The sequence below is a fragment of the Streptomyces pratensis genome, from assembly GCF_016804005.1.
In the GTDB taxonomy this organism is placed as follows: domain Bacteria; phylum Actinomycetota; class Actinomycetes; order Streptomycetales; family Streptomycetaceae; genus Streptomyces; species Streptomyces pratensis_A.
This window is the reverse complement of record NZ_CP051486.1, coordinates 6,487,631-6,512,814: the sequence shown is the minus strand read 5'-3', so window position 1 is coordinate 6,512,814 and position 25,184 is coordinate 6,487,631. Positions and strand designations below refer to the sequence as shown.

Sequence of the window (25,184 nt, the reverse complement as noted above, 5' to 3'; positions counted from 1 at the left end):
CGGCCCGGGGGTCATCAGATCCTGGGGCCGCGTCCGGAAGGCCCGGGGAGGCCGTCAGGAGACCTCCGTGACACCCGGCATCTCGCCCCCGGTCGTCGAGGGGTCGAACAGCGAGAACACCGCGCCCTGCGGGTCCGTCAGGGACGCGAACCTGCCGAACGGGATGGTCATCGGGCCGAACAGGAGCTCCGCCCCCAGGGACTTGGCCTTCTCCACCGCCGCGTCGCAGTCGGCGACGCCGAAGTAGACGTTCAGATGGGCCGGCACCTGGGGCGGGTACTCCTCTCCCATCTTCATCCGCCCGAGCACCGGGTCGGCGCCCAGGTCGTAGAGCGAGAAGTCGATCGCGTCGTCGTCCAGGTGCTTCACCCCGTACCCGAAGACGGCGGAGAAGAAGGCGTCCGCCTTCGCCGGTTCCCGGGTGTAGATCTCGGCCCAGGCGAAGGCGCCGGGAACCGCCCGCGCCTCGAACCCCTCGTGGCTGCCCGCCTGCCACACCCCGAAGGCCGCACCGCCGGGGTCGGCGGCCAGCACCATCGTCCCGAAGTCGCCGACCCGCATCGGTTCCACCAGCACCTGGCCCCCGTGCTCACGGATCTTCGCGCCGGTGGCGGAGGCATCCGGTGACGCGAGGTACAGGCACCAGGCGTTCGGTGCCTCCTGGCCGGGCATCGGAGGCGACAGAGCGGCGACCGCCTTGCCGTCCGCGTACGCCTGCGTGTAGTCGCCGTACTCGGGCATCGACTCGGCGTACGTCCACCCCAGGAGCTCACCGTAGAAACGCTTCGCCCCCTCGAGATCACCGAACGTACCGTCGGCCCAGCACGGAGTGCCCTCGGATTCAGCGGCCATGACTCGGACCTTTCTTCGCTCGACGGATGGTCGTCCCCGTCACGCTAGCCAAACGACGCCCGAGCGGCGCGCCGAGGGTCTCAGCCCTCCGGCGGCCCGGCAGGACCGACGACCGAGCGGGCGACCCCGAGCTCCACCAGGTCCTGGGGGCGCAGCCGGAGCTCGTCGGCGGTGGAGCGGACCTCGTCCGGGCCGCGCTTCAGGATGGCCGCCGCCAGCTCCGGTGCGATCACCGAGAAGTAACTGTCCGCGGTGACATGGGTGTTGCCAGGGGCGGCCAGGGCGAGCGCGCCACCGGAGCCGCCCTCGCCGATCACGAGTGTCGTCACCGGGACCCGGGCGTCCGCGACCGCGGCGAAGACCTCGGCGATGGCGGCGCCCGCACCCGCCCGCTCCGCCTCCGCGTCGTTGGCCGCGCCGGGGGTGTCGACCAGGGTCAGCACGGGGAGGCCGAGCCGGTCGGCGAGCCGGATCACCCGGGCGGCCGTACGGTAGCCCGCCGGGCGGGTCGCCGTACCGCACTGGGCCGCGTAGGCCACGGGCCTTCCGGCGCGCAGGCCCACTCCGCACAGCAGCCCCGGGTCCCTGCCTCCGCAGCGGTCGCCGTTCAGCGGCAGCCGGTGGTCGAAGTACGCGTCCAGATAGGCCTGGGCCCGTGGCCGTGCCGCCGCCCTGGCCTGCTCCACCGCGTCCCAGCCGGTCGCGGGCAGCCCAGCGGACGACAGGGCGCCCGGTACGGGGGCGGGCTCCGCCGGGCCCGTGACCGTCAGCGCGGTCAGCCAGCGGCCCAGCGTCGCGGGCAGTTCGTCCGGAGCGACGACCGCGTCGATCTGGCCCGCCGCGAGCTGCCCCTCGGCGGTGTACGCGTAGGGATCGGCGTCGGCGGGCCGCACCCGGGAACCCGCGAACCCGATCTGAGCCCCGGGCAGCGCCAGCACCACATCGGCGCCCGCGCCCACGGTCGCCCAGCCGCCCCCGGTCGCCGGATCCCTCAGTACCGCGATCCGGGCGATGCCCTCCGCCCTCAGCCGCGCGGACGCGCGGGCCACCCGCTGAAGCTGTATCAGCGCGATCATGCCCTCCTGCATCCTGCTGCCCCCGGTGGCGACGAGCGAGACGAGGGGCAGCCGCCGCTCACCCGCCAGCGCGTGCGCGGCTTCCAGGCGGTCCCCGGCACGACCGCCCAACGAGCCGCCCAGGAAGCCGAACTCGAACGAGACCAGGACGCATTCCCGGCCCTCGACGACGGCGGTCCCGTAGAGGACGGACTCCTCCTCGCCGGTCCTCGCCGAGGCCCGCGCCCTGGACTCCGCGTAACCGCTCCAGCCGAGCGGGCCGTCCGGGGGAGCGGGGCGTGCGGACGGACGGTGCTCGGTGAAGCTCCCGGCCACGGCGGCGATCGCCTCCCGCGCCGACACGCGGTCGCACCGCACGTCAGGCACCGAGCGACCTCTTCATGATCTTGCCCAGCTCGTTGCGGGGCAGTGCGTCGAGGTGGTGGACGACGCGCGGGCGCTTGTGCGGCGCGAGCAGGTCCGCCACATGGTCCGCGAGCTCCCGCTCGCCGGGGGGCGACCCGGGATCGAGCGGCACCACCCAGGCGACGATCCGCTCACCGAGGTCGGCGTCCGGCTCGCCGGTGACGGCCGCCTCGCGGACGCCGGGATGCTCCAGCAGGGCGTTCTCGATCTCGCCCGCGCCGATCTTGTAGCCGCCGCTCTTGATGAGATCGGTGGCCTTGCGCCCTACGATCCGCACGTAGCCGTCCGGGTCGATCGTGGCCATGTCGCCCGTACGGAAGAAGCCGTCCTCCGTGAAGGCGGCCGCCGTGGCGTCCGGCCTGTTCAGGTAACCGGTGAACAGGTTCGGTCCGCGCACCTGGATCTCGCCGATGGACGTGGTGTCCTGGAGCACGGAGCCGTCCTCCTCGACGAGCCTGAGCTCCACGCCCGCCAGCGGCGGGCCGACCGTCCCGGCGCGCGGCACGCCGTCGGCCCGCACACCCGTGTTCATCAGGGTCTCGGTCATCCCGTACCGCTCGATGACCCTGCGGCCGGTGGCCGCGGCGATCCGCTCGTGGTCGTGGACCGGGAGTGCGGCCGAGCCGGAGACCAGCAGCCGGGCGCCCGCCAGGGCCTTGGTGAGGCTACCGGCCCCGGCCGGACCGGCCAGTTCACCGGCCAGCCGGTGGTACATCGTGGGCACGCCGAACAGCATCGTCCCCCCGGAGAGCAGCTCCCGGGTCACCCCCTCGGCCGAGAACCTGCCGAGGTGGCGCACGGAGCCGCCCCGGCGCAGCGGACCGAGCACACCCAGGATCAGCCCGTGCACATGGAACAGCGGCAGGGCGTGGACGAGCACGTCCTCGTCCGTCCACCCCCAGGCGTCCTCCAGCGCGTCCAGCGACGCGGCGATCGCCCGGCGGGGCAGGACGGCCCCCTTGGGCGGGCCCGTCGTGCCGGAGGTGTAGACGACCAGCGCGGGGGACTCCGCGGAGGGCTCGGGGAGGACCGCCTCCGGCGAGGGGGCGGCCGTGGCCGTGCCGACGTCGATCCGCTCCAGGCCGCTCAGCGCGGAAGGCAGTACGTCGTCCGCCCCGGCCAGCACGACCGTGGGCGCGCTGTCGGCGACGATGTGCGCGAGTTCCCGCTCGCCGGTCTTCGGATTGAGCGGCACGGCGGGTACCCCCGCCCGCAGGGCCGCCACGACGGCGACGACCGTCTCCGGGGTGGACGTAGCCCAGACGGCGACCCGTCCCGCCCCCGCGACGCGGGCGGCGAGTGAGGCGGACGCATCGGCCAACTGGGCGTAGGAAAGGACGTGTTCGCCGAACCGGACGGCCTCGGGGGAGTCCGTCCGGCCGGACGCTCCGCGCAGTGCGGGCAGAAGAGAAGTCACCCGGCGAAGCCTAGAGGCTGTCCCACAACTGCTGCTTGCGACGTCGAGCTTTTCCCGTGCCGGGTTCCCATGGGCGCGGGGACGTTGTCAGTGGGCGAGGGCACACTGGCTCGCATGGATATCCTTCATCCACTGCAGATGATGCCTCGGGCCCCTTCCCCGTCCGGGTGGAGTCGATGGGCTGCCTCTGGTCGTCGTCCCCGTCTTTGCCCTGGCCTCCTGGGGCGGGAGCACGGAGAGTGGTCTTATGGCGGGAGACTCCACCGCCCCGGACGAATACGAGCGGGCCTGCGCGGTGGACGAGTGGCCGGTGTGCTCCCTGCTGACGCGAGCGGTGCGTAAGCACTGGTGCCGGCCGATGAGCCGGAGACCAGTTGCTGTCTGCCCCGGCACCGAGTGTTCCTGCGGCGGCGGTCCCACTTCAACTCCAACGGGGAGAGCAAGATGAGCAGCGATCCGGCGCCCGTCGTCGAGGCGGGCACGTACCGTCTGCGCAATGTCGGCAGCGGCCTGGTGCTGGAGGTGTACGGAGCGGCCAAGGGCAGCGGTGCCCGGGTGCAGCAGGGCAAGGAGGACGGGACGGCGGCCCAGCAGTGGCAGCTGGCTCCGGTGCACGAGGGCGCGGCCCTCTACCACCTGGTCAACGCGCACAGCGGGAAGCGGCTGGACGTCGCCAATGCCGACACGGAGAACGGTGTCCGCATCCAGCAGTGGAAGGCCAACAACTTCGGCGCCCAGGAGTGGCTCATCGAGCAGCACCTGGAGGCCCCGGGGACGGTGACGCTGGTCAGCTTCATCAGCGGGCTCGTCATGGAGATCGCCGACCGTTCGACCGAGGTGGGCGGGGCGGTCCAGCAGTGGGCGGACACCGACTCCCCCTTCCAGTGGTGGCAGTTGGAGCCGGTTCTCTCCTGACGGGCCCGAGGGGCTCTGGTCGCGGCGGCCGAGGTGGACCGCACGGGCGGGTGAGCAGGTGGAACCCGGGCCGGTGGTGGAGCCCCTCGGGGTTCTCGGGGTCCAGCAGCCGTTCCAGTACTGCGCGGTCCTCGGCGTCGAGCAGTTCGCAGAAGACCTCGTACTCCCGGATCAGCTGGGTGAACACATGCTCGCGGGCGGGCGCGGAGAGCGGGGCCGGCAGGTCCAGGATGGTCTCGGAACATCTGGCGTGATCACGGCTTCGGATTCAGCGTGGACAGCCCCGCTCACGAAGAAGGCAGGGCCCGAAGCGGCCGCATGTTCCTCTCAGCTGCCTACGATGTGGGCATGCCATCGCCTGGGAGCTCTCCGGAAAGCCGTCACGGGGTAAGAGAAGCCACCGGCCTGGCGCCTGCACGCGTGGATCGGATCATCAGAGCTTTGTCGTGGTGGTGGGCGTCGACGCCCCTCGTTCTGTTCGCCCGGCGATCGCCCACGCGATGGGGTCGGACGTGCGGCGAGAGATCGGCTGGGTACTCGGCCTGATGGCTCTGTTCACTGCCGCGCTCGCGCCGACAGCTGGCTTGGTGGTGGCTCAGGTCGGGGGCCGGCGAGAGGTACCCCACCAACCACCAAGTCGTCATCGACGCCGGCACCCGGCTCGTCGTCGTGGTCGGCCGACCGCTGCCCGGGAACCGCGACGACTGCAAGGCGTGGGAGGAATCCGGCGCCACGGCCGCCGTCGGCAGAACACGCACGATCGCCGACGGCGGCTGTCCCGGCACGGGACTCGTCATGCCCCAGCGCCGGCGCAGGGGTGAAGACCTGCCCGACTGGAAGAAGGTGTACAACAAGTCTCACAAGCGAGTCCTCCGGTCCGGAAGGCTCGGCTGCGACGCCTGTCTGCTGAGGCAAGGCCCGTACCCCTCCGGCTCGACGATCAGCCGTCGCGCCGGACCGCCCGCATCCGGCCGTAGGCGTACACGGCTCCCGCCAGCGCCAGGTCGGAGAGCAGCATGAAGCCGATCGAGTACGAGTCCTTCGCGCTGTAGATCGCGCCCATGACCAGCGGCGGCACGAATCCGCCGAGCCCGCCCATCGCGCCGACGATGCCGGTCACGCTGCCGACCTTGGCCTGCGGCGTCACCTGCGACACCAGCGCGAAGACGCTGCCGCTCGCCGTGCCGAGCCCGGCCGCCATGCACAGCAGCGCGATCGTGCCGAGCGGATCCAGCGGCGGGTCGAAGGCCTGGACGATGGCCATCAGCGCGGCCAGGAGCAGGGCCCCGGCGGTGACCAGGGCGGGGTGGACCCGGTCGGACAGCCAGCCGCCGATGGGCCGGAAGATGACCGTGACCAGCGCGAACCCCGCCGCCTTGGTGCCCGCCTCGGTCGGCGACATCTCGTACCAGGTCTTCAGATACGTCGGCAGGTACACCCCGAACGCGACGATGCCGCCGAAGCCGATCGCGTACAGCGCGGACAGTTCCCATGTGACCCGCAGCCGGCCGGCCTCGCCCAGCCGGTGGGCCAGCGAGTCCGTCGGGACCTTGCGATCCGGGTGGTCGGTGATGAGGACCACCGCGAGCAGCGAGTAGATCAGGAGGGCACCGGCGACGATCCAGAACGGCAGGTTCACGTCGTGCTTCGCGATCCGCGGCGTGAAGTAGCCGGACAGCGCGACACCGCCCATGCCCATCCCGAACACCCCGAGCGCGAGACCCCGTTCGGCGGGCCGGAACCAGGAGTTGACCAAGGGGATGCCGATCGCGAAGGTCGTGCCGCCGAGCCCGAGCAGGAAGCCGACGGCCAGCATCGCCCCGTAGGAGTCCTTCGCCGGGATGAGCAGCAGCACCGGGACGATCGTCAGGGCCGAGACGACGGGGAACATCAGCTTGGCGCCGTACTTGTCGGTCAGGGCGCCCGCCGGGATGCGGCCGAGTGATCCGACGAGCACGGGCACCGCCACCAGCAGCGACTGCTGGAAGGAGCTCAGACCCAGCCGGTCCTTGAAGTCGCCCGACAGCGGAGAGATCAGGTTCCATGCCCAGAAGGTGAGGGTGAACCCGATCGTGGCCATGATCAGGTTCCGGTAGGCGGCGGCGGATTGTTTCCGGTCCGGGGCGGGGGGCTTCTCGGCGGTTGTGTGCACACCGCAAGTCAAGGGTGGAGGGGGAGGCGGGGCACGGCGGGTTGAGCCATCCGGGTAGGGCGTCGCACAGCAGACGCCCCATGGGCTCCGGCCCTCTCCGCACACCCGTGAGGGGCCGCTCGCCCGTCGCTTCCCGCCCCGGGCTGCCACAATCGCCGGTATGGACCGGCTGGACAGAGAGATCCTCGGGATTCTCCAGGAGGACGCCCGGATCTCGTACCGCGATCTGGGTGTGCGCGTGGGGCTCAGTGCCAACGCGGCGGGCGACCGTGTACGCCGCATGCGCCGTGACGGGGTGATCCGCGGCTTCACCGTCATCGTCGACCCGGCCGCCGACACCCGTTCGGGGCTCGTCGTCTTCATCGACGTGTCGCTGCGCCTCGACACGACGAACGAGGAGTTCGAACGCTCGGTGCTCACCCTGCCCGGCATCACCGAGGTGGTGCACGTGACGGGCGGTCACGACTACCTCGTACGCGCCACGGCAGCCGATCCCGGCTCGCTGGACACGCTGCTGCGCCGGCTGAAGAAGGACGCGGGCGTCGCCCACTCCAACACCCGGATCGCGCTCAGAGCGGCGCCTGCCAGATGACCGTCGGCGACCGGTCGCCGTCCTCGGTGCGCCCGTCGTCCGCGACCACGAGCCGTACCGCCGCCCGCCCGTCGGCCAGCCGCGCACCCGCGTCCACCTCCACCTCGACGGCCGACACCCCCGCACGTCGGTGCGCGGCGGCCAGGGCCCCGCGCAGCACGTCGAGCAGTTCACCGTCGACCGGCTCCGTCACCAGGGCGTCCACCGCACCGGAGAACTGCACCGACGGCTGGAAGCCGAGCACCGCCGCCGCCCCGCCCGTCTCGCGCAGGACCCGGCCGCGGAAGGTCGTGGGGGCGTCGGCGGGCGGCTGCTGGAGCGCGAAGATCGCGGTCCTGACCTCCTGGATGGTGGAGTCCAGTTCGTCGACCGCGTGTCCGAGCAGCTCGGCGGTCTCCGTGTCACCCGCCAGGTCCTTGCGGCGGGTCGACTCCAGCATCATCTCCGTCGCGAACAGCCGCTGTACGACGAGGTCGTGCAGATCGCGGGCGATGCGGTCGCGGTCCTCGTAGACCGCCAGCTGTTCCCGGTAGTGCTGCGCGTCGGCCATCACCAGGGCCAGCGCGGCCTGGGAGGCGAACTGGGAGGCGAGCAGCCGGTCCGTCGACGTGTAAGGGGCCCCGCCGCGCCGCCGGGGGAGGGCGAGGGTGCCGATGAGCCTCCCCCCGCTCTGCAGGGGCAGCATCATGCTGGGGCCGAAGCGGGACCGGACCGGGGTCGTCATCCGTTCGTCCGTCGCGGAGTCCTCGATGAAGACCTCTTCGCCGCTCAGCAGCTGGACGAGGACGGGGGAGCCCGGCTCGATGGCCGTACCGACGAGGCCGGCCGGATCGTCGAGGGTCGACGCGGCGACGATCTCCATCCCGCCGCCCGGCGTCGGCTGGAGGATCACCCCGGCCGCCGCGCCCGCCAGCACCCTGGCCCGCTCGGCGACGGTCGTCAGGGCGTCCGTCGTGCCCGCTCCGGTCAGCAGCGCCCGGGTGACGGCGGCCGCGCCCTCGATCCAGTGCTCCCGCTGCCGCGCCGCCTCGTGCAGGTGAGCGCCTCCGATCGCCGCGGCCGCCTGGGAGGCGAGCAGCCGCAGCAGCGCCAGCTCGGTGTCCGTGAAGTGCCCCGGCTCCTCATCGGCGAGACAGAGGCTGCCGAGCACCTCGGTGTGCACCAGGACGGGCGCCCCGAGGAAGGAGCGCACGGCGAGCCGCGGGGGCGGCGTGCCGCCCCAGGGGTGCGGACCCGCCGTCAGATCGTCGACGCGCACGGCCTGCGCGTCGCCCACCAGGGACCCGAGGGCACCCGTCCGCCCGTCCAGGAGAGGGCCCGCCGTGCGGCGTTCGTCCTCGGACATGCCGGTGGTGAACAGATCGGTGACACGGCGGTCCTCCCCGTCGAGGAGTGCCAGGGCGCCGTAGCGCGCCCCGGCCAGCGCCGTGGCGGTGTCCACGATGTGCTGGAGGGTGGTCCGCAGGTCGAGTCCCGTACCGGCCACCGGCGAGCCCTCCGGCTCTCAGCGTGCGAGCGGGGCTAGGACCAGCGGCTGGACCGTGCCGTCCAGCATCGCGCCGAGCCCCAGCACGGAGCACACGTCGGGCCGCTCGGCGATGTTCACCGGGACGCCCGTCGCGTCGCGCAGCATCTGGTCGAGTCCCGGCAGCAGGGCGCTGCCGCCGACCATCATGATCCCGGACTCCGCGATGTCGGCCACCAGGTCGGGCGGGCAGTCCCGCAGCACCTTGCCCAGTCCGTCTAGCACTGCGGTCAGCGGGGAGTGGATCGCCTGGCGTACGGCGGCGGTGTCGACCTGCACCGAACGGGCCAGGCCGGTGACCACGTCACGGCCGTGGATCTCCGTCACCGCCGGGCCGTTGAGTGTGAGGCCGTTGCCCCGGAGCGCCAGTTGCAGGGGGCGCACCGACTGACTGGGCAGCATCAGCTGGTGGTGCTGGCGCAGGTGCTGGATGACCGCGTTGTCGATGGCCTCGCCGCCGATCGGGATGCGCACGGCCGTCACGATCGAGCCGAGCGAGAGCACGGCGATCTGGGTGGTGGCCGCCCCGCAGACCATGATCATGGTGGCGGTCGGCTGCTCGACCGGCAGCCCGCAGCCGATGGCCGCGGCGATCAGGGTGTCGACCAGCTCCACCCGCCGCGCGCCGAGTCCCACCAGGGTCTCCACGGCCGCCCGCTGGGCCAGCGGATCGGCGTCGTGCGGGACGCAGGCGGCGGCCCGCAGCCGGGGCTTGCGGCGCAGCTGGCGGCGCAGCTTCTCACCGAGCAGATGGCGCAGCATGCGCTGCGCCATGTCGATGTCGACGACGGTTCCGCCTGAGACCGGGCGGGCCACCCGGATGTACGCCGGTGTACGGCCGGTCATCTGTTCGGCGAGCGCCCCGACGGCGATGAGCGAGCCGGTACGCGTGTTCACGGCGACGACACTGGCCTCGTCGACGACGAGGCCCACGCCCTTGACGTACACCCGGGTCCTCGCGGCCCCGAGATCGACGGCGACATGGCAACGGCGCAACAGTTCGAGACTGACGGTCACGGCAGATTCTCCCGGGAGCGCTGGCGGAGGCACCGGCGGCAGCCGGCTGTCCTGGCATCGTCGCGCCGTGGTGGGAGCGGCGCGCGCTGGGTGAGCCGTAGGGGGGACCCGTGGCTGACGGGCCGACAGTTCTCAGGCGCCGCCGGGCAGCAGTCGCTGGAAGAGGCCCCAGGTGAACTCGGCGACACAGGGCCGCCCGTCGGCCGGGTCGGTGAAGGCCAGGGCCCACCGGGTCGGCGCGCTGCCCTCCATGGGGCGCGCCGGCGCGAAGGCCCTGGCCACCTCGTCCACGGTGCAGGACCACGGACGCAGGTCGGCGGCCGTACGCAGCTCGGGGCCCGCCGCGCCCGGGGCCCGGACCAGCCACTCGTTCCACACGGCCCCGCCGGGGCCCGCCATCACCTCGAACCGCAGGTCCGGCCAGAGCGGCAGGGGCCAGAGCAGGGCGTCGCACTCCAGATCACCGACCTTGCGGCGCACGGAGGACTCGGGCTCGCCCAGGACGGAGCGGTAGCGGCGCAGCGCCCCCCGGCCGCGCGGGGCCCGCAGCATGGCCTGCCAACGGCGGTTCGCCTCCCGCATCTCGGCCAGGGAGGCGCTCAGTTCGTGGCGGGCGTCCTCGGCGAGGCCCGGCTGGTGGTCGGCCATCCGGCGCAGCAGGACGAGCTGGAACTGGAGCGGCCCGAACGGGGCGGGAGGGGTCATGGGACCCATCCTGCCGCCTGCCACGGATGGCGGTGCAGCGCTCCGGAGTCCTCGATTCCACACAGGATCCTCACCTGTGCGCCTTCCTGTGCCGTTCCCCGCCCGTCTAGTCTGCGGGCGCCATGGATTACTGCCACCCGTGCCGACGGCACCTCAACGGGGCGTTGGCCTGCGCGGGTTGCGGGACCCCCGCCGACGCGCTGGTCCCCTATGCCGTCGTGGGCCTCTCCGGCCGTGACGCGGAGCCCGTCGGCGAGACCCTGGAGCCCTCCGCGCAGGCCGGTCACCGCCGTCGCGCCCGGGCCGCCGCCCGGGGGCGTGGCCGCCGTACCCACCGGCGGCGTGGCCGCGCGCTGCTGCTGACGGCGGCGGGCCTCGTGCTGGCACTGGGGGCACTGAGCCTGGCCGAGCTGGCCATGGAGCCCGAGGGTGACGACGGCGCCGCGGACTACGTGAGCGAGGCCACGTCCTACCCCACCGAGCCCCTCCCGTCCGCCTCGTCGAGCACGGGGCCCGAGGACCCCGGACCGGTGGACGTGCCCACCGCCGTACCGGTCACGGATTCGCACTCCGCGACGGCCACCGGCGCCCCCTCCCGCTCCGCGGAGCCTGAGGCGCCCCCGGCGGCCTCCGCCCCGGCTGCGCCCTCGCCGTCCGCCTCCGCGCCCGAGGAGCCGGAGGGAACCGGTGCGCCGGCCGAGCCCTCGGGATCAGGGTCGCCGACCGCGGACCCGACGACACCCGGGCCCCCGGACGACCCCGCCCCCACCCCGTCACCGACGGAGACGTGCATATGGTGGATCTTCTGCCCCTGATCCGGTGAGGGATCCGGCAGGCGCCGCCCCCTGGGCCGGTGGTGGATCCCGCTAGACGTCGTCCTCGCCGAGCATCCGCCGCAGCAGGTCGCGCAGCACCGTCCGCTCCGACTCCGACAGCTCGGCCAGGGGCTCCCGGGCGAAGTCGAGGGCGTCCCGCAGCTGCCGTGCGGTCCGGATGCCCTCCTCGGTCGGTGCGGCGAGCTTCACCCTCCGGTCGGCCGGGTCCGGGCGGCGTTCCACCAGGCCACGGAGCTCCAGCCGGTCGACTATGCCCGTGATGTTCGACGGTTCGCACTTCAGTTTCCGGGCGACCTTGCGCATGGGCATCGGCTCCAGCGAGAGCAGCCCGAGCACCCTGGCCTGCGCGCCGGTCAGCGCGTGTGTGGCCGCTGCCCGGTCGTACTCCTCGTGGTAGCGCGCCACGACCCCGCCGATGAGCTGGATGACGTCGAGGGTGAGCGGATCGGTGTGCGAGGAGGCCATGACACCCAGCGTACCGAATTACTTGACAAGGTGAAATATCTGGACGCATGGTTGTTTCACGTCCTGAAGCTTTTCTGCTTCCCCCCGTACGACATCGAGGAGAACCCGAGCCCATGTCTGCACTTCCCACGTCCAGCCGCGAATGGCACCTCGTCGCCCGTCCGCACGGCTGGCCCGAGGCCTCGGACTTCGCGCTGCGCGAGACGCCGGTGACCGCTCCCGGTGAGGGCCGCGTCCTCGTCCGCAACCTCCACTTCTCGGTCGACCCCTACATGCGCGGCCGGATGAACGACGTGAAGTCGTACACCCCGCCCTTCAAGCTCGACCACCCCATGGACGGCGGCGCGGTCGGCGAGGTCGTCGCGTCGAACGCCGAGGGCTTCGCCGTGGGCGACCACGTCCTGCACGGTCTCGGCTGGCGTGAGTACGCCGACGTGCCCGCCAAGCACGCGGTCAAGGTCGACGGCTCCGTCGCCCCGCTCTCCGCCTACCTCGGCGTGCTCGGCATGCCCGGGCTCACGGCCTACGCCGGCCTCTTCGAGGTCGCCTCCTTCAAGGAGGGGGACGCCGTCTTCGTCTCCGGTGCCGCCGGTGCGGTCGGCAGCCAGGTCGGCCAGATGGCGAAGATCAAGGGCGCCTCCCGCGTCATCGGATCGGCCGGTTCCGACGAGAAGGTCAAGCTCCTCGTCGAGGAGTACGGCTTCGACGCCGCCTTCAACTACAAGAACGGCCCCGTCAGGGACCAGCTCGCCGAGGCCGCCCCCGACGGCATCGACGTCTACTTCGACAACGTGGGCGGTGAACACCTGGAGGCCGCGATCTCCTCGTTGAACGTGCACGGCCGTGCCACGATCTGCGGGATGATCGCCCAGTACAACGCCACGGAGCCCACGCCGGGCCCGCGCAACCTGGCGCTCGTCATCGGCAAGCGGCTTCGCCTGCAGGGCATCCTGGTCGGCGACCACGCCGATCTCCAGCCGCAGTTCGTCCAGGACGTGGCCGGCTGGATCGCCTCCGGTGAGCTCAAGTACCGCGAGACGAAGATCGAGGGCATCGAGAACGGCTACGACGCCTTCGTCGGCCTGCTGCGCGGCGAGAACACCGGCAAGATGATCGTCTCGCTGGACGCCTGACCGGCCCTGACCGCCGGTGGGCCCGTGGTCGCCGTCCTGGGTGTGCGGTGGAGGGACATCGCACCCGCGACGATCACGGGCGGCCCGGCTTCGGAGCTCGACGTCCTCCGCGGTCGGAGGCGGGCCACACGTACGGCAGGTCGTCCGGTACGCCGGGGAACAGCGGGCGGTAGTGCGCGGGGTCCTTGCGCACGAGTGCGGAGCGATGGCTCCGGTGCAGCGCCTCCTCGCCCAGCCACGGGGGCAGTTCTCCCGCCGCCGCGAGCTCCGCGTCCGACCGGACCTCGGTGTGCCGGAGCGACGCGGCGAGGTCCTCGCGCAGGGTCGCCGCGCAGGTGTCCGCCCGGCCCCCGGCGGTCCACACGGCGCACACGTCCAGGCCGTAGCGTACGAGCGCTTCCTCGTAGCCGGCCCACATGCGGACGGCGGGGTGGTGCCGCCAGCCGTAGCCGGGGACGGTGAGTCCTCGCAGGACCTGGATCGCCTCGACCCGCTGTTTCCCCAGCCGCCGTGGGTCCAGCGTGAGGGCACTCCGGCGGAAATCGGCGTAGGGCAGGAATGTCTGCATGGTCCATGACTGTCCCATGTGCGCCCGACGGCAGTCCCGTCCGCGCCCCGTCACCCGCTAGGCTCCGCTCAGGCCGTCGCGATCGTGGGCGCGAGTCGCGGCGCACCAGCAGGAGGATCACCCGCATGACCATCCAGAGCATCGACGTCGCCTACACCGCCGTCGCCACCGCGGAAAACGGCCGTGACGGCCGCGTCTCCACCGATGACGGCAAGCTCGACGTCGTCGTCAACCCGCCGAAGGAGATGGGCGGCAGCGGCGCGGGGACCAATCCCGAGCAGCTCTTCGCAGCCGGTTACAGCGCCTGCTTCCAGGGTGCGCTCGGTGTGGTCGCCCGCCAGGAGAAGGCCGACATCTCCGGTTCGACGGTGACCGCGTCGGTCTCCATCGGCAAGACCGAGGCGGGCGGCTTCGGCCTGGAGGTCGCGATAAGCGCCTCCATCCCGAACGTCGACACGGCCACCGCCCAGGCGCTCGTCGAGAAGGCGCACCAGGTGTGCCCGTACTCGAACGCGACCCGGGGCAACATCAAGGTCGAGCTGTCGGTCGCCTGACTCCGAGACTGATCACGTAGGTCCGAGGGCCGCATCCCGTCACACGGGATGCGGCCCTCGCTCGTGCGCCGCCGCCCGCATCCCGAGAAGCGCGCGCAGGGGCATTGACGGCCGAGGAGGCTGAACTTTACGGTCCGTTCGAGGTTACGAGCAGCATTCGAAATATCGAACGAGTAAGGAAGCCATGACCCGCACCGCGCGCTTCACCCTCGACCCGGCCTTCACCGTCGGCGACGTCGACCCCAGGCTCTTCGGCTCCTTCGTCGAGCACCTCGGCCGCTGTGTCTACGACGGCATCTTCGAGCCCGGCCACCCGTCGGCGGACGAGGCCGGACTGCGCACCGACGTCCTGGATCTCGTCCGTGAACTCGGTGTCACCGCCGTCCGCTACCCCGGCGGCAACTTCGTCTCCGGCTACCGGTGGGAGGACAGCGTCGGCCCCGCCGACGAGCGCCCCCGCCGCCTCGACCTGGCATGGCGCTCCACCGAGACGAATCGTTTCGGCCTCTCCGAGTACATCGACTTCCTCAGGAAGGTCGGGCCGCAGGCCGAACCGATGCTCGCGGTCAACCTCGGCACGCGCGGCGTCCAGGAGGCCATCCAGCTCCAGGAGTACGCCAACCACCCGTCCGGGACCGAACTCTCCGACCGCCGGGTCGGCCACGGCGACAAGGACCCCTTCGGGATCAAGCTGTGGTGTCTGGGCAACGAGATGGACGGCCCGTGGCAGACCGGCCACAAGACCGCCGAGGAGTACGGGCGGCTCGCGGCCGAGACGGCGCGCGCGATGCGGCAGATCGACCCGTCGGTCCAGCTCGTCGCCTGCGGGTCCTCCAGCCGCGCCATGCCGACCTTCGCCGAGTGGGAGGCGACCGTCCTCGCCGAGACCTATGACCTCGTCGACTACGTCTCGCTGCACGCCTACTACGAGGAGACCGACGGCGACCGCGACTCCTTCCTCGCCTCGGCCGTGGACATGGAGTCCTTCATCGAGAGCGTGGTGGCGACCTGCGACCACGTGGGGGCACGCCTCAAGTCGTCGAAGAAGATCAACCTCTCCTTCGACGAGTGGAACGTCTGGTACATGAGCCGCTACCAGAAGGAGGCGGAGGAGAACCCCCTCGACTGGCCCGAGGCGCCACGGCTGCTGGAGGACAACTACAGCGTCACCGACGCCGTCGTCTTCGGCAGCCTCCTCATCGCGCTGCTGCGCCACGCGGACCGGGTGACCGTCGCCTGTCTCGCCCAGCTGGTCAACGTGATCGCGCCGATCATGACCGAGCCCGGCGGACCCGCCTGGCGGCAGACCACCTTCTTCCCCTTCGCGCAGGCCGCGCGGTACGGGCAGGGCCAGGTCCTGGACGTAAGGGTGGACTCGCCGACCTACGGGACCGCGAGGTACGGCGAGACGGACCTGCTGCACGCCACCGCCGTACGGGACCCGGAGACGGGCGCCGTCACGGTGTTCGCCGTCAACCGCAGCCAGGACGCCGTGCTGCCGCTCGAAGTCGCCCTGGCGGGGCTGGACCTGGAGCGGGTCGCCGAGCACCAGGTCGTCGCGGACGCCGATCCGGAGGCCCGCAACACCCTCGCCGAGCCCGAGCGGGTCGCCCCGCACGCCGCCGAGGGCACCGTGCTCGCCGACGGCACGCTGAAGGCCGTGCTGGAGCCGCTGTCCTGGAACATGATCCGCCTGGTCTGAGCGCCGCACCCCCGACGCGTCCCGCGCCCCGTGCCGCGCCACGCCGCGGATAGGCTCGTCCCGCCGAGCGGTGCCGGGCACAGGGCGGCCGCCGCTCCCGGACCGACCCGGACGCGAGGGGGACCGACATGACGAGCGACGCCGGCCGGACGGACGACGGGGTGCGGTACGCCGACGGGCTGACAGCCGAACTGGTGTGGGAGGTCGGCGACTTCCTGCTTCCCCGGCTGGAGCGGGCGGCCCGTGCCCACCCGCCGGGCAGCGAGGAGGGCATCACCGCCTCGGCACTCGCCGAGGCGGTGGCCGCGCTGGTCCTCACCCTGGATTCCCTCGTCACGCGTCGGCGGCCCGCCCGCGTCCGTGTCCACGCCGGGATGCCGCCGGCCCCGGTGCCCACCGACGAGGAGCGCCGGACGCGGGAGAAGGAGCGGCTGGAGCGAATCCGGCGTGACTGGAACCACCTCTGCGACCTCGCGGGTCACTGGCGTTCCGTGCCCGGATACCCGGGGTCCCACTGGCGCGGGATCGACTTCCGGGACACGGGCCACGAGGAGTGGTACGCCGAGCGGGCAGGACACGTCGCCGGGCCGCCCGTCCGGGGCTGACGCCCGGGCCCCGGCGTACGTACGGCGCCCTGCCCCCGAGCTCGGGGGCAGGGCGCCGTACGTGCGCCGGGGAGGCGTGTTCAGCGTGCCGAGAAGGTGTGCACCGTCGTCGAACGGTAGGTGTCACCCGGCCGCAGCACCGTCGACGGGAACGACGGCTGGTTGGGGGAGTCCGGGAAGTGCTGGGACTCCAGGCAGAACGCGTCACCCTGGCGGTAGACCCGTCCCGAGGTGCCGGTCAGCGTGCCGTCGAGGAAGTTCCCCGTGTAGACCTGCATGCCGGGTTCCGTCGTGTACATCTTCATCACCCGGCCCGAGCCGGGGTCCGTGACGGTCAGCGCGTACTCGGGGCGGGCCGTGATCCCCTTGTCCAGCACGTAGTTGTGGTCGATCCCCTTCCCGTGGCCGATCTGCTCGTGCGGGGTGCGTACGGCGTCCCCGATGGCCCGGGACCGCCGGAAGTCGAACGGTGTGCGCGCCACAGGGGCGAGCTCGCCGGTCGGGATGAGCGTCGCCCCGACCGGTGTGTAGCGCGCCGCCGCAAGCTCCAGCAGGTGCCCGTCGACGCTGCCGCTGCCCTCGCCCGCCAGGTTGAAGTAGGCGTGGCTGGTCAGGTTGAGGACGGTGGCGCGGTCCGTGGTCGCCGTGTAGTCGATGCGCCAGTCGCCCCCGGAGGTGAGGGTGTAGACGACGCGGACGGCGAGCGCGCCCGGGTAGCCGGCCTCGCCGTCCGGGCTGGTCCGGGTGAGGACCAGCCCCACGTCGCCGCGTCCGGTGAACGGCTTCACGTCCCAGACCCGCTTGTCGAAGCCCTGGTCGCCGCCGTGCAGGCTGTTCGGGCCGTCGTTGACGGGCAGTTGGTGCGTGACACCGTCGAGGGTGAAGCGCCCCTCGGCGATGCGGTTGCCGTACCGGCCTATCAGACCGCCGAAGTACGGGGACTTCGCCACGTAGTCCGGCAGGTTGTCGAAGCCGAGCGAGACGTTCGCCGTCCGGCCCCTGCGGTCCGGGATCTCCAGGGACTGGACGACACCACCCCAGGAGAGGACCTTCAGCCGGGTCCCGCCGTTGGCGAGGGTCCAGCGGTGCACCTCGGTCCCGTCGGCGAGCGTGCCGAAGAGCTCCTTGGACGGGGCACGTCCGGTGGCCGAGGCGTGCGCGGCCGGGGCTCCCGCGGCCACGGCCAGCCCGGCGGCGGCCGTGGCGGCCAGGACGGTGCGTCTGCTGGTTCCGGTCATGAAACGACTCCTGTCGGAAGAAGGGGAGGTTACGAGCCGACCTTGCGCTTGTTCCAGACGTCGAAGCCGACCGCGGCCAGCAGGACGAAGCCCTTGATGACCTGCTGGTAGTCGGTGCCGATTCCGACGAGGTTCATACCGTTGTTCAGCACGCCCAGGACCAGACCGCCGATGATCGCGCCGAGGACCGTGCCGACGCCGCCGCTCATCGACGCACCGCCGATGAACGAGGCGGCGATGGCCTCCAGTTCGAAGTTGAGGCCCGCCTTGGGCGAGGCCGCGTTGAAGCGGGCGGCGAAGACCAGGCCCGCCAGGGCCGCGAGCATGCCCATGTTCAGGAAGACCAGGAAGGTGACCTTCTTGTCCTTCACGCCCGACAGCTTGGCGGCGGGCAGGTTGCCGCCGATGGCGTAGATGTGACGGCCGATGATCGCGTTGCGCATCAGGTAGCCGAACCCGACGACCAGCACACCGAGGATGAGCAGTACGACCGGGGCGCCCTTGTAGCTGGCGAGCAGCATCGTGACGACGAGGACGGCCGAGACCAGTGCGACCAGCTTCAGCACGAAGAGCTTGACCGGCGGCACGTCGAGGGCGAACTCCTGCTGCCGCTTGCGGTCGCGGACCTCCTGGAACACCACGAAGGCGATCAGGGCGAAGCCCAGCAGCAGGGTGAGGTTGTGGTAGTTGGTGTCGGGGCCGACCTCGGGCAGGAAGCCGTTGGCGATCTTCTGCAGGTCCTTGGGGAAGGGGCCGAGGGTCTGGCCCTTCAGGAAGATCTCCGTCAGACCGCGGAAGAGCAGCATGCCCGCGAGGGTCACGATGAACGACGGTATGCCGAGATAGGCGATGAAGAACCCCTGCACGGCGCCCGCGGCGGCGCCGATGGCCAGGCACAGCCCGACCGCGAGCGGCCAGGGGAGAGTGTGTTCGACCATCAGCACGGCGGCCATCGCGCCGATGAACGCGGTCAGTGAGCCGACCGACAGGTCGATGTGGCCCGCGATGATGACGAGCATCATGCCGATCGCGAGGATCAGGATGTAGCTGTTCTGCAGAACCAGGTTGGAGACGTTGCGCGGCAGCAGCAGGTCGCCGTCCGACCACACCGCGAACAGCACCACGATCAGGCCGAGGGCCATCAGCATGCCGTACTGGCGCATGTTGCGGCGCATGCCGCCGAGCATCAGCTGCAGCAGGCTCTCGCCGGAGGCCGATCCTCCTTTGCCTTGCGGCGCGGGGGCCGGGTTCTTGGCGGTGACGTCCGTGCTCATCGGGTTACCTCTTTGTCCTTCGTCATCTGACGCATCAGCGCTTCCTGCGAGGCCTCGGCCCGCGAGAACTCACCCGTCAGCCGTCCCGCGGCCATCGTGTAGATGCGGTCGCACATGCCGAGCAGCTCCGGCAGTTCGGAGGAAATGAAGACGACCGCCTTGCCCTGGGCGGCCAGCTGGTCGATGACCGTGTAGATCTCGTACTTGGCGCCCACGTCGATCCCGCGCGTGGGCTCGTCCAGGATCAGCACCTCGGGACCCGCGAAGATCCACTTGCTGAGGACGACCTTCTGCTGGTTGCCGCCGGACAGCTTGCCCACCGGCTCGAAGACGGTCGGCGCCTTGATGTTCATGGACTTGCGGAAGCCCTCGGCGACCTGCCGTTCCCCGTGCTCGTCGACCACACCCCGCCTGGCGACCTTGCCCAGCGCGGTCAGCGAGATGTTCCGGTTGATGGTGTCGATGAGGTTGAGGCCGTAGTGCTTGCGGTCCTCGGTGGCGTAGGCGATGCCGTGCTTCACCGCCTCCGGGACGGACTTCGTACGGATCTCGGTGCCGTCCCGCAGGACGGTGCCGCCCGCGTACCGGCCGTAGGAGCGGCCGAAGACGCTCATCGCCAGCTCGGTGCGGCCGGCGCCCATGAGCCCGGCGATACCGACGATCTCGCCTCGCCGCACCTCGATCGAGACGTCGTCGACGACCTTGCGCTGCTGGTCGATGGGGTGGTGCACGGTCCAGTTGCGGATCTCCAGGGCGGGTGCGGTCCCCTCCTCCGGGTGGTGCGGGGTCCGCTCCGGGAAGCGGTGCTCCAGGTCGCGGCCGACCATCCCGCTGATGATCCGGTCCTCGGTCGTCCCGGCAGCCTTCACGTCGAGCGTCTCGATGGAGCGCCCGTCGCGGATGATCGTGACCGAGTCGGCGACCCGGCGGATCTCGTTCAGCTTGTGCGAGATGATGATCGAGGTCATGCCCTGTTCCTTCAACGAAAGGATCAGGTCGAGGAGTTTGCCGCTGTCCTCGTCGTTGAGCGCCGCCGTCGGCTCGTCGAGGATGAGCAGCTTCACCTTCTTCGACAGCGCCTTGGCGATCTCCACCAGCTGCTGCTTGCCCACGCCGATGTCGGCGACGCGGGTCTCGGGGTGCTCGTCGAGGCCGACCCTGCGCAGCAGTTCACCGGCGTGCCTGAGGGTGTCGTTCCAGTTGATCAGTCCGCGCTTGGCGTGCTCGTTGCCGAGGAAGATGTTCTCCGCGATGGAGAGGTACGGCACCAGCGCCAGCTCCTGGTGGATGATCACGATGCCGTGCTGTTCGCTCGCCCGGATGTCCTTGAACCGGCAGGCCTCGCTCTCGAAGAGGACGTCCCCTTCGTAGCTGCCGTGCGGATGGACACCGGAGAGCACCTTCATCAGGGTCGACTTGCCGGCGCCGTTCTCTCCGCAGATGGCGTGGACCTCGCCCTGGCGGACGGTCAGTGTGACGTCCGACAGCGCTTTGACACCGGGAAAGGTCTTGACGATCGAGCGCATTTCCAGGACGGGTCCCGCCATGGTCTTGCCTTCCAATCCTTTAGGGAGCCCGGTTACTTGAGGTCGTTCGCGCTGTAGTAGCCGCCGTCGACGAGTACTTCCTCGTAGTTGGCCTTGTCGACGCTGACCGGCTGCAGCAGGAAGGCGGGGACGACCTTGGCGCCGTTGTCGTAGGACTTGGTGTCGTTGGTCTCGGGCTTCTTGTCGTTCAGGACCGCGTCGACCATGTTCGAGGCGACCTCGGCGAGCTGGCGCAGGTCCTTGTAGACGGTCTGCGTCTGCTCACCGGTGATGATCGACTTCACCGAGGCGACCTCGGCGTCCTGGCCCGTGACGACCGGCATCGGCTTGGCCTTCGTGCCGTAGCCGTCCGACTTCAGGGCGGAGAGGATGCCGATGGAGATGCCGTCGTACGGCGAGAGCACGGCGTCGACCCGGGCGCTGCGGTAGCTGGACGTCAGCAGGTCGTCCATGCGCTTCTGCGCGGTGCCGCCGTCCCAGCGCAGGGTGGTGACCTGGTTGAGCGCGGTCTGCTTGGACCTGACGACCAGCTCGCCCTTGTCGATGTGGGGCTTGAGGACGTTCATCGCGCCCTGGAAGAAGTACTTGGTGTTGTTGTCGTCGTTGGAACCGGCGAACAGCTCGATGCTGAAGGGGCCCTTCTTGCCCTCTCCCAGGCCGAGCTTGTCCACGATGTACGTGCCCTGGAGCTCGCCGACCTTCTCGTTGTCGAACGAGGCGTAGTAGTCGACGTTCTCCGTGCCGAGGATCAGCCGGTCGTAGGAGATCACCGGGATGTCGGCGTCCTTGGCCTGCTGAAGCACGTTGTCGAGGGACTTGTTGTCGATCGCGGCGACGATCAGGGCGTCGACGCCCTGCGTGATCATGTTCTCGATCTGCGAGACCTGCTGGTCCGGGTCGTCCTCGCCGTAGGCGAGCTTGGTCTCGTAGCCCTTGGCCTTGAGTTCCTTCACGACGTTGGCGCCGTCGGAGATCCAGCGCTCGGAGGACTTGGTCGGCATCGCGACGCCGATGGTGGCGCCGTCGGAGCCACCCTTGTCCTCCTCGCTGCCGCCCTCGCTGTTCTGGCCGCAGGCGGTCAGAGCGAGGGCGAGGGAAGCGGCGGAGGCTATGGCGGCAAGTGCGGCTCTGCGGTTGCGCATAGTCATCATCCTTGATGTGGGTCAGTGCTCGGTCCGTCGGTGCCAGACCGCCGGGGTCTGATCGACCGAGAACAGGTGTGTGGGATTGTGCGCGGCTGTGTCTTCTTTTGGGGAGAAGGTTTCCGGAACGTTATGACGAGATCGCGAACCGGTTGAGCGGCCCCGGCAGCCGGCTGCCGAGCGGGGCCATGTCCCCGTCCGCCCCGTGCCGCGCGAGCAGGTCCAGCGCGAGCCGGCCGCGCCGCACCCGCTCCTTGGCGGTGGACAGCGCCAGGTCACGCAGGTGCTGCCCGTACGGGTAGATGCCGGGTGACTTGGCCAGGCCGAACTTCAGGTACAGCGGTGCGCCGCGCCTGATCAGCTCGGCGACCTCGTACATCCGCACGTAGCCGCCGAGGTCGTCCGGGGCCTCGATGTAGAGGTCCATCGGGGCCCTCGACACCCGGCGGATCTCCGTGAACTGGGCGAGCGTCAGGTCGGAGGGGATGTTGATCGAGTCGGCGCCGAGCTGCTCGAAGACGGCGAACGAAGCGGGGTTCACCGGTCCGATGAGGGCCGACACCTTGAAGGTGGTGTCCGCGGGCAGGACACCCTGCTCGCGCAGCCTGTGCAGCGTCCACAGCACGCCCTCGTCGGCCACGAGCAGGCACTTCACGCCCAGTGCGGTGGCGCGCAGGGCGTCCTCGACGCAGCCGGCCAGGGCGTCGTGGCCGCGCGAACGCAGACCCGCGCCGCCGGAGTCCGTACGGACCGACGCGCCGGTGTCCCAGGTGCCGCGCGGTCCCGTGAACAGGCAGAGCTCGATGTCCCGTTCGGCGCAGCCCTCCACCATCTCGGTGATCTCCGCGTCCGTCAGCATCCAGACGCCGCTTCCCTGGCTGATGCGGTGGACCGGGACGTCGAGCCGGGCGGACTCCTTGAGTACGACGCCGAGGGCTTCCGGGCCCTCCACGGACGGCACCTCGGTGCGCCAGCTCCCGCCGTCCGGGAAGGAGTGCGGGGAGGCGTCCGCCGGGGACAGGGGGGCCGGGCCGAGGCCGAGCGCGGTGAGCGCGGTGTCACCGGGGCGGCGGGCGCCGGAGGCACCGGGGGGAGTGACAGGGGCGTCGTTCACGACTGGTCCTTCATGTTCGGTATTTCGGACGAAGTTCGGATCTTTGGGAGTGCGCCGGTACGGAGGCGGTCAGGACGCCGCCGTACCGGCGCACGGTTCAGGGCCGGCCCCTCACGGCCGCAGCAGCACCTTCCCGGTCTCCGGATCCCCGGATCCCACCAGCGCCACGGCTTCGGCGAACCGCTCCAGCGGGAACTCGTGGGTGATCAGCGGTGCCGGGTCGAGCAGCCCGGCGGTGAACGCCCGCACCGCGTAGGACCAGGCCGCCGAGGGCGCCCCGAAGACGCTGCGCACGGTGAGCTGGCTCAGCGACAGATGCACCGGGTCGATGCCCACGGCGCCCGGCGTGAACATCCCGGTCAGCACCACCCGCCCGCCACGACGCGCCAGCAGGCACGCGTCGGCCGCGGTGGACGGCGCGCCGGCCGTCTCCACGACCAGGTCGTAGCGGCCCCGCACCTCCTCGGCCTCCTCGGGAGTCCGGGCCTCGCTCGCCCCGAAGTCGAGCGCCTGCGCGGCCCGTCCCTCCCTCGGGTCGATCACGGTGAGCTCCGCGGGCGAGACCGCCGCCAGCAACTGCGCCGCGAGCAGGCCGAGCGTGCCCGCTCCCAGTACGGCGATCCGCTCACCCGGCTCGGGAGCCCCGGCACGTACGGCCGCCGCGATCACCGCGGCCGGCTCCAGCAGTGCCGCGGCCCGCAGATCGGCGTCGTCGGCGAGAGGGTGCAGCAGCCGTGCCGGGACCACCAGGTGGTCGGCGAACGCGCCGGGCCGGGTGAACCCCGTCTCGTCGTACCCCGCGGTGCACAGCGAGGTCTCCCCGTACCGGCACCGCTCGCAGCGCCCGCACGCCCGGAAGCCCTCGGCGACCGTGCGCCGCCCGGTCAGCGCCGGATCGACGCCCTCGCCCACCTTGTCGACGGTCCCCGACCACTCGTGACCCGGCACCACCGGGTAGCGCACATAGGCCGGGTCGCGGTGGCCGTCGTACACCTCGCGGTCGCTCATGCAGATCCCGGCGGCGGCGACCCGCACCCTGACCTCGCCGGGGCCAGGCTCCGGGAGCGGACCTTCGGTCAGCCGGTGACTGCCCGGCCGGTCGACGGTCAACGAGCGGGAGACGGAGCTCACTTGGGCTGCCTCTTCTCCCAGCCGTCCGCCCACAGGTCGAACCGTGCCTGCTGCTGCGGGAACTCCGCCGCCGCGTCCACGTCCAGCTCCACGCCGAGCCCGGGAGCGTCGGAGAGCTCGAAGCAGCCGGTCTCGGGGTCGACGTACGGGGCGCCCTTGACGACCTTCTTGATGTCCGCGTCCGCGAAGTCGTTGAAGTGCTCGAGGATCTTGAAGTTGGGTGTGCAGCCCGCGACCTGGAGGCTGGCGGCGGTCAGCACCGAGCCGCCCACGTTGTGCGGGGCGATCAGCGTGTAGTGGGTCTCCGCGGTCGCCGCGAGCTTGCGGGTCTCCAGGATGCCGCCGATGTGGCCGACGTCCGGCTGGATGATGTCGACGGCCTGCGACTCGAAGAGCTCGCGGAACTCGATCCGGTCGTGGATGCGTTCACCGGTCGCGATCGGCAGGTCGACCTTCTCGGCGACCTTGCTCAGGGCCTTGAGGTTCTCCGGCGGCACCGGCTCCTCGAGCCACGCGGGCTTGAACGGCGCCATCTCGCGGGCGATCCGCACCGCCGTCGACGGGCTGAACCGGCCGTGCATCTCCAGCATCAGCTCGGTGTCGGGGCCGATCGCGTCGCGCACGGCCTCGATCAGGGACACGGCGTAGCGGGTCTCCTCCTGGCCCAGCTCGAAGTGGCCCGTACCGAAGGGGTCGATCTTCAGCGCGCGGTATCCGCGCTCGACGACTCCCTGAGCCGCCTTGTGGTACGCCTCCGGGGTGCGCTCGGTGGTGTACCAGCCGTTGGCGTACGCCTTGACCCGGTCGGTGACCTTCCCGCCGAGCAGCTGCCAGACGGGGACGCCGAGCGCCTTGCCCTTGATGTCCCAGCAGGCCATCTCGATGACCGCGATGCCGGACATCACGATCTCCCCGGCCCGCCCGTAGTCTCCGTACTTCATGCGCTTGACGAGGTCCTCGACCGCGAACGGGTCGCTGCCGGCGATGTGGTTGGCCGACGCCTCGCGCAGATAGCCGAGCAGCGCGTCCGTGCGGCCCAGCATCCGGGTCTCGCCGACCCCGGTGAGGCCCTCATCGGTGTGAACCTGGACGTAGGTGAGGTTGCGCCACGGCGTGCCGACGACATGCGTGCTGATTCCGGTGATGCGCACGTGTGTTGCCTCTCAACGTGTTCGGTATTTCGTCGCTCGTTCGAAATGCTGGCGTGACCGTAATGACG

Annotated in this window: 23 protein-coding genes and 2 pseudogenes; 8 read left to right on the top strand and 17 right to left on the bottom strand. The window is 71.1% G+C overall.

Annotated elements, in window-relative coordinates:
* Positions 1-54: 54 nt before the first annotated feature.
* From HED23_RS27155 to HED23_RS27145, 3 genes are all read right to left on the bottom strand, one after another.
* On the bottom strand, positions 55-852 hold the full coding sequence (locus HED23_RS27155; protein ID WP_203186010.1) for a VOC family protein: 798 nt from the start codon (positions 850-852) through the stop codon (positions 55-57).
* Positions 853-932: 80 nt separating this feature from the next.
* Entirely contained in the window at positions 933-2,294 is a 1,362-nt protein-coding gene (locus HED23_RS27150; RefSeq protein WP_238442115.1) for a carboxyl transferase domain-containing protein, read from the bottom strand.
* Complete coding sequence (locus HED23_RS27145) at positions 2,287-3,750, bottom strand: acyl-CoA synthetase (protein ID WP_203186009.1); 1,464 nt, start codon at positions 3,748-3,750, stop codon at positions 2,287-2,289. The genes HED23_RS27150 and HED23_RS27145 overlap by 8 nt, the downstream gene beginning before the upstream one ends.
* Positions 3,751-4,194: 444 nt before the next feature.
* Here HED23_RS27145 and HED23_RS27135 point away from each other — a divergent pair, with 444 nt between their 5' ends.
* On the top strand, positions 4,195-4,665 hold the full coding sequence (locus HED23_RS27135) for an RICIN domain-containing protein (protein ID WP_203187646.1): 471 nt from the start codon (positions 4,195-4,197) through the stop codon (positions 4,663-4,665).
* An 18-nt stretch (positions 4,666-4,683) separates the two neighbouring features.
* Here the strand turns inward: HED23_RS27135 and HED23_RS35450 are convergent.
* Positions 4,684-4,897: pseudogene (locus tag HED23_RS35450) on the bottom strand (SAM-dependent methyltransferase); the annotation flags it as partial.
* A gap of 383 nt (positions 4,898-5,280) precedes the next feature.
* Between HED23_RS35450 and HED23_RS27130 the strand changes: the two are divergent.
* Positions 5,281-5,532 (top strand): annotated as a pseudogene (locus tag HED23_RS27130) (IS5/IS1182 family transposase); the annotation flags it as partial.
* A gap of 73 nt (positions 5,533-5,605) precedes the next feature.
* Here HED23_RS27130 and HED23_RS27125 read toward each other — a convergent pair.
* On the bottom strand, positions 5,606-6,817 hold the full coding sequence (locus HED23_RS27125; protein ID WP_203186008.1) for an MFS transporter: 1,212 nt from the start codon (positions 6,815-6,817) through the stop codon (positions 5,606-5,608).
* Between the two features lie 160 nt (positions 6,818-6,977).
* Between HED23_RS27125 and HED23_RS27120 the strand changes: the two genes are divergently transcribed.
* On the top strand, positions 6,978-7,409 hold the full coding sequence (locus HED23_RS27120) for an Lrp/AsnC family transcriptional regulator (RefSeq protein ID WP_014156425.1): 432 nt from the start codon (positions 6,978-6,980) through the stop codon (positions 7,407-7,409).
* On the opposite strand, the gene HED23_RS27115 is transcribed toward HED23_RS27120, so the two are convergent.
* From HED23_RS27115 to HED23_RS27105, 3 genes are all read right to left on the bottom strand, one after another.
* On the bottom strand, positions 7,387-8,895 hold the full coding sequence (locus HED23_RS27115) for a GAF domain-containing protein (RefSeq protein ID WP_203186007.1): 1,509 nt from the start codon (positions 8,893-8,895) through the stop codon (positions 7,387-7,389). The two genes, HED23_RS27120 and HED23_RS27115, sit on opposite strands and share 23 nt — an antisense overlap.
* Before the next feature lie 18 nt (positions 8,896-8,913).
* A complete protein-coding gene (locus HED23_RS27110) occupies positions 8,914-9,951 on the bottom strand; it encodes a rod shape-determining protein (RefSeq protein WP_203186006.1) in 1,038 nt (345 codons plus the stop codon).
* A 132-nt stretch (positions 9,952-10,083) separates the two neighbouring features.
* Positions 10,084-10,656, bottom strand: coding sequence for a hypothetical protein (locus HED23_RS27105; RefSeq protein ID WP_203186005.1), 573 nt, complete (start codon positions 10,654-10,656; stop codon positions 10,084-10,086).
* Between the two features lie 122 nt (positions 10,657-10,778).
* Between HED23_RS27105 and HED23_RS27100 the strand changes: the two genes are divergently transcribed.
* Positions 10,779-11,471: an SCO2400 family protein gene (locus HED23_RS27100; protein ID WP_203186004.1), complete on the top strand. Its 693-nt coding sequence runs from the start codon at positions 10,779-10,781 to the stop codon at positions 11,469-11,471.
* Positions 11,472-11,522: 51 nt separating this feature from the next.
* Here the strand turns inward: HED23_RS27100 and HED23_RS27095 are convergent, their stop codons facing one another.
* A complete protein-coding gene (locus HED23_RS27095; protein ID WP_203186003.1) occupies positions 11,523-11,957 on the bottom strand; it encodes a MarR family winged helix-turn-helix transcriptional regulator in 435 nt (144 codons plus the stop codon).
* A 113-nt stretch (positions 11,958-12,070) separates the two neighbouring features.
* Here HED23_RS27095 and HED23_RS27090 point away from each other — a divergent pair, with 113 nt between their 5' ends.
* Positions 12,071-13,090 carry an NADP-dependent oxidoreductase gene (locus HED23_RS27090; protein WP_203186002.1) on the top strand — a complete coding sequence of 340 codons (1,020 nt, stop codon included), beginning with the start codon at positions 12,071-12,073 and terminating at the stop codon, positions 13,088-13,090.
* 73 nt (positions 13,091-13,163) lie between these two features.
* Here the strand turns inward: HED23_RS27090 and HED23_RS27085 are convergent, their stop codons facing one another.
* Positions 13,164-13,658: an MSMEG_6728 family protein gene (locus HED23_RS27085; protein ID WP_203186001.1), complete on the bottom strand. Its 495-nt coding sequence runs from the start codon at positions 13,656-13,658 to the stop codon at positions 13,164-13,166.
* 125 nt (positions 13,659-13,783) lie between these two features.
* On the opposite strand from HED23_RS27085, the gene HED23_RS27080 reads away from it, so the two are divergent.
* From HED23_RS27080 to HED23_RS27070, 3 genes are all read left to right on the top strand, one after another.
* Entirely contained in the window at positions 13,784-14,212 is a 429-nt protein-coding gene (locus tag HED23_RS27080) for an organic hydroperoxide resistance protein (protein WP_203186000.1), read from the top strand.
* A gap of 184 nt (positions 14,213-14,396) precedes the next feature.
* Complete coding sequence (locus HED23_RS27075) at positions 14,397-15,914, top strand: alpha-N-arabinofuranosidase (protein WP_203185999.1); 1,518 nt, start codon at positions 14,397-14,399, stop codon at positions 15,912-15,914.
* 128 nt (positions 15,915-16,042) lie between these two features.
* On the top strand, positions 16,043-16,519 hold the full coding sequence (locus HED23_RS27070; RefSeq protein ID WP_203185998.1) for a hypothetical protein: 477 nt from the start codon (positions 16,043-16,045) through the stop codon (positions 16,517-16,519).
* An 80-nt stretch (positions 16,520-16,599) separates the two neighbouring features.
* Here the strand turns inward: HED23_RS27070 and HED23_RS27065 are convergent, their stop codons facing one another.
* The 7 genes from HED23_RS27065 to HED23_RS27035 form a co-directional block, all read right to left on the bottom strand.
* Complete coding sequence (locus tag HED23_RS27065) at positions 16,600-17,757, bottom strand: aldose epimerase family protein (RefSeq protein ID WP_203185997.1); 1,158 nt, start codon at positions 17,755-17,757, stop codon at positions 16,600-16,602.
* A gap of 29 nt (positions 17,758-17,786) precedes the next feature.
* Positions 17,787-19,031: a multiple monosaccharide ABC transporter permease gene (gene mmsB, locus HED23_RS27060; RefSeq protein ID WP_203185996.1), complete on the bottom strand. Its 1,245-nt coding sequence runs from the start codon at positions 19,029-19,031 to the stop codon at positions 17,787-17,789.
* The gene (gene mmsA / locus HED23_RS27055) at positions 19,028-20,578 is read right to left on the bottom strand and encodes a multiple monosaccharide ABC transporter ATP-binding protein (protein ID WP_203185995.1); all 1,551 of its coding nucleotides are present in this window, start codon (positions 20,576-20,578) and stop codon (positions 19,028-19,030) included. The genes mmsB and mmsA overlap by 4 nt, the downstream gene beginning before the upstream one ends.
* Positions 20,579-20,610: 32 nt before the next feature.
* Complete coding sequence (gene chvE, locus HED23_RS27050; RefSeq protein WP_203185994.1) at positions 20,611-21,720, bottom strand: multiple monosaccharide ABC transporter substrate-binding protein; 1,110 nt, start codon at positions 21,718-21,720, stop codon at positions 20,611-20,613.
* Positions 21,721-21,850: 130 nt separating this feature from the next.
* Positions 21,851-22,834: a hypothetical protein gene (locus tag HED23_RS27045; RefSeq protein ID WP_203185993.1), complete on the bottom strand. Its 984-nt coding sequence runs from the start codon at positions 22,832-22,834 to the stop codon at positions 21,851-21,853.
* Between the two features lie 111 nt (positions 22,835-22,945).
* A complete protein-coding gene (locus HED23_RS27040) occupies positions 22,946-23,965 on the bottom strand; it encodes a zinc-dependent alcohol dehydrogenase (protein ID WP_203185992.1) in 1,020 nt (339 codons plus the stop codon).
* Positions 23,962-25,116, bottom strand: coding sequence for a mandelate racemase/muconate lactonizing enzyme family protein (locus HED23_RS27035; protein ID WP_203185991.1), 1,155 nt, complete (start codon positions 25,114-25,116; stop codon positions 23,962-23,964). The genes HED23_RS27040 and HED23_RS27035 overlap by 4 nt, the downstream gene beginning before the upstream one ends.
* Positions 25,117-25,184 lie beyond the last annotated feature (68 nt).

Excerpts from the sequence above, each read along its gene's own strand:
- HED23_RS27155 (WP_203186010.1), bottom strand. The coding sequence starts at position 852 with ATGGCCGCTGAATCCGAGGGCACTCCGTGCTGGGCCGACGGTACGTTC.
- HED23_RS27135 (WP_203187646.1), top strand. The coding sequence starts at position 4,195 with ATGAGCAGCGATCCGGCGCCCGTCGTCGAGGCGGGCACGTACCGTCTG.
- HED23_RS27120 (WP_014156425.1), top strand. The coding sequence starts at position 6,978 with ATGGACCGGCTGGACAGAGAGATCCTCGGGATTCTCCAGGAGGACGCC.
- HED23_RS27105 (WP_203186005.1), bottom strand. The coding sequence starts at position 10,656 with ATGACCCCTCCCGCCCCGTTCGGGCCGCTCCAGTTCCAGCTCGTCCTG.
- HED23_RS27100 (WP_203186004.1), top strand. The coding sequence starts at position 10,779 with ATGGATTACTGCCACCCGTGCCGACGGCACCTCAACGGGGCGTTGGCC.
- HED23_RS27095 (WP_203186003.1), bottom strand. The coding sequence starts at position 11,957 with ATGGCCTCCTCGCACACCGATCCGCTCACCCTCGACGTCATCCAGCTC.
- HED23_RS27090 (WP_203186002.1), top strand. The coding sequence starts at position 12,071 with ATGTCTGCACTTCCCACGTCCAGCCGCGAATGGCACCTCGTCGCCCGT.
- HED23_RS27085 (WP_203186001.1), bottom strand. The coding sequence starts at position 13,658 with ATGCAGACATTCCTGCCCTACGCCGATTTCCGCCGGAGTGCCCTCACG.
- HED23_RS27080 (WP_203186000.1), top strand. The coding sequence starts at position 13,784 with ATGACCATCCAGAGCATCGACGTCGCCTACACCGCCGTCGCCACCGCG.
- HED23_RS27075 (WP_203185999.1), top strand. The coding sequence starts at position 14,397 with ATGACCCGCACCGCGCGCTTCACCCTCGACCCGGCCTTCACCGTCGGC.
- HED23_RS27070 (WP_203185998.1), top strand. The coding sequence starts at position 16,043 with ATGACGAGCGACGCCGGCCGGACGGACGACGGGGTGCGGTACGCCGAC.
- HED23_RS27065 (WP_203185997.1), bottom strand. The coding sequence starts at position 17,757 with ATGACCGGAACCAGCAGACGCACCGTCCTGGCCGCCACGGCCGCCGCC.
- mmsB (WP_203185996.1), bottom strand. The coding sequence starts at position 19,031 with ATGAGCACGGACGTCACCGCCAAGAACCCGGCCCCCGCGCCGCAAGGC.
- mmsA (WP_203185995.1), bottom strand. The coding sequence starts at position 20,578 with ATGGCGGGACCCGTCCTGGAAATGCGCTCGATCGTCAAGACCTTTCCC.
- chvE (WP_203185994.1), bottom strand. The coding sequence starts at position 21,720 with ATGCGCAACCGCAGAGCCGCACTTGCCGCCATAGCCTCCGCCGCTTCC.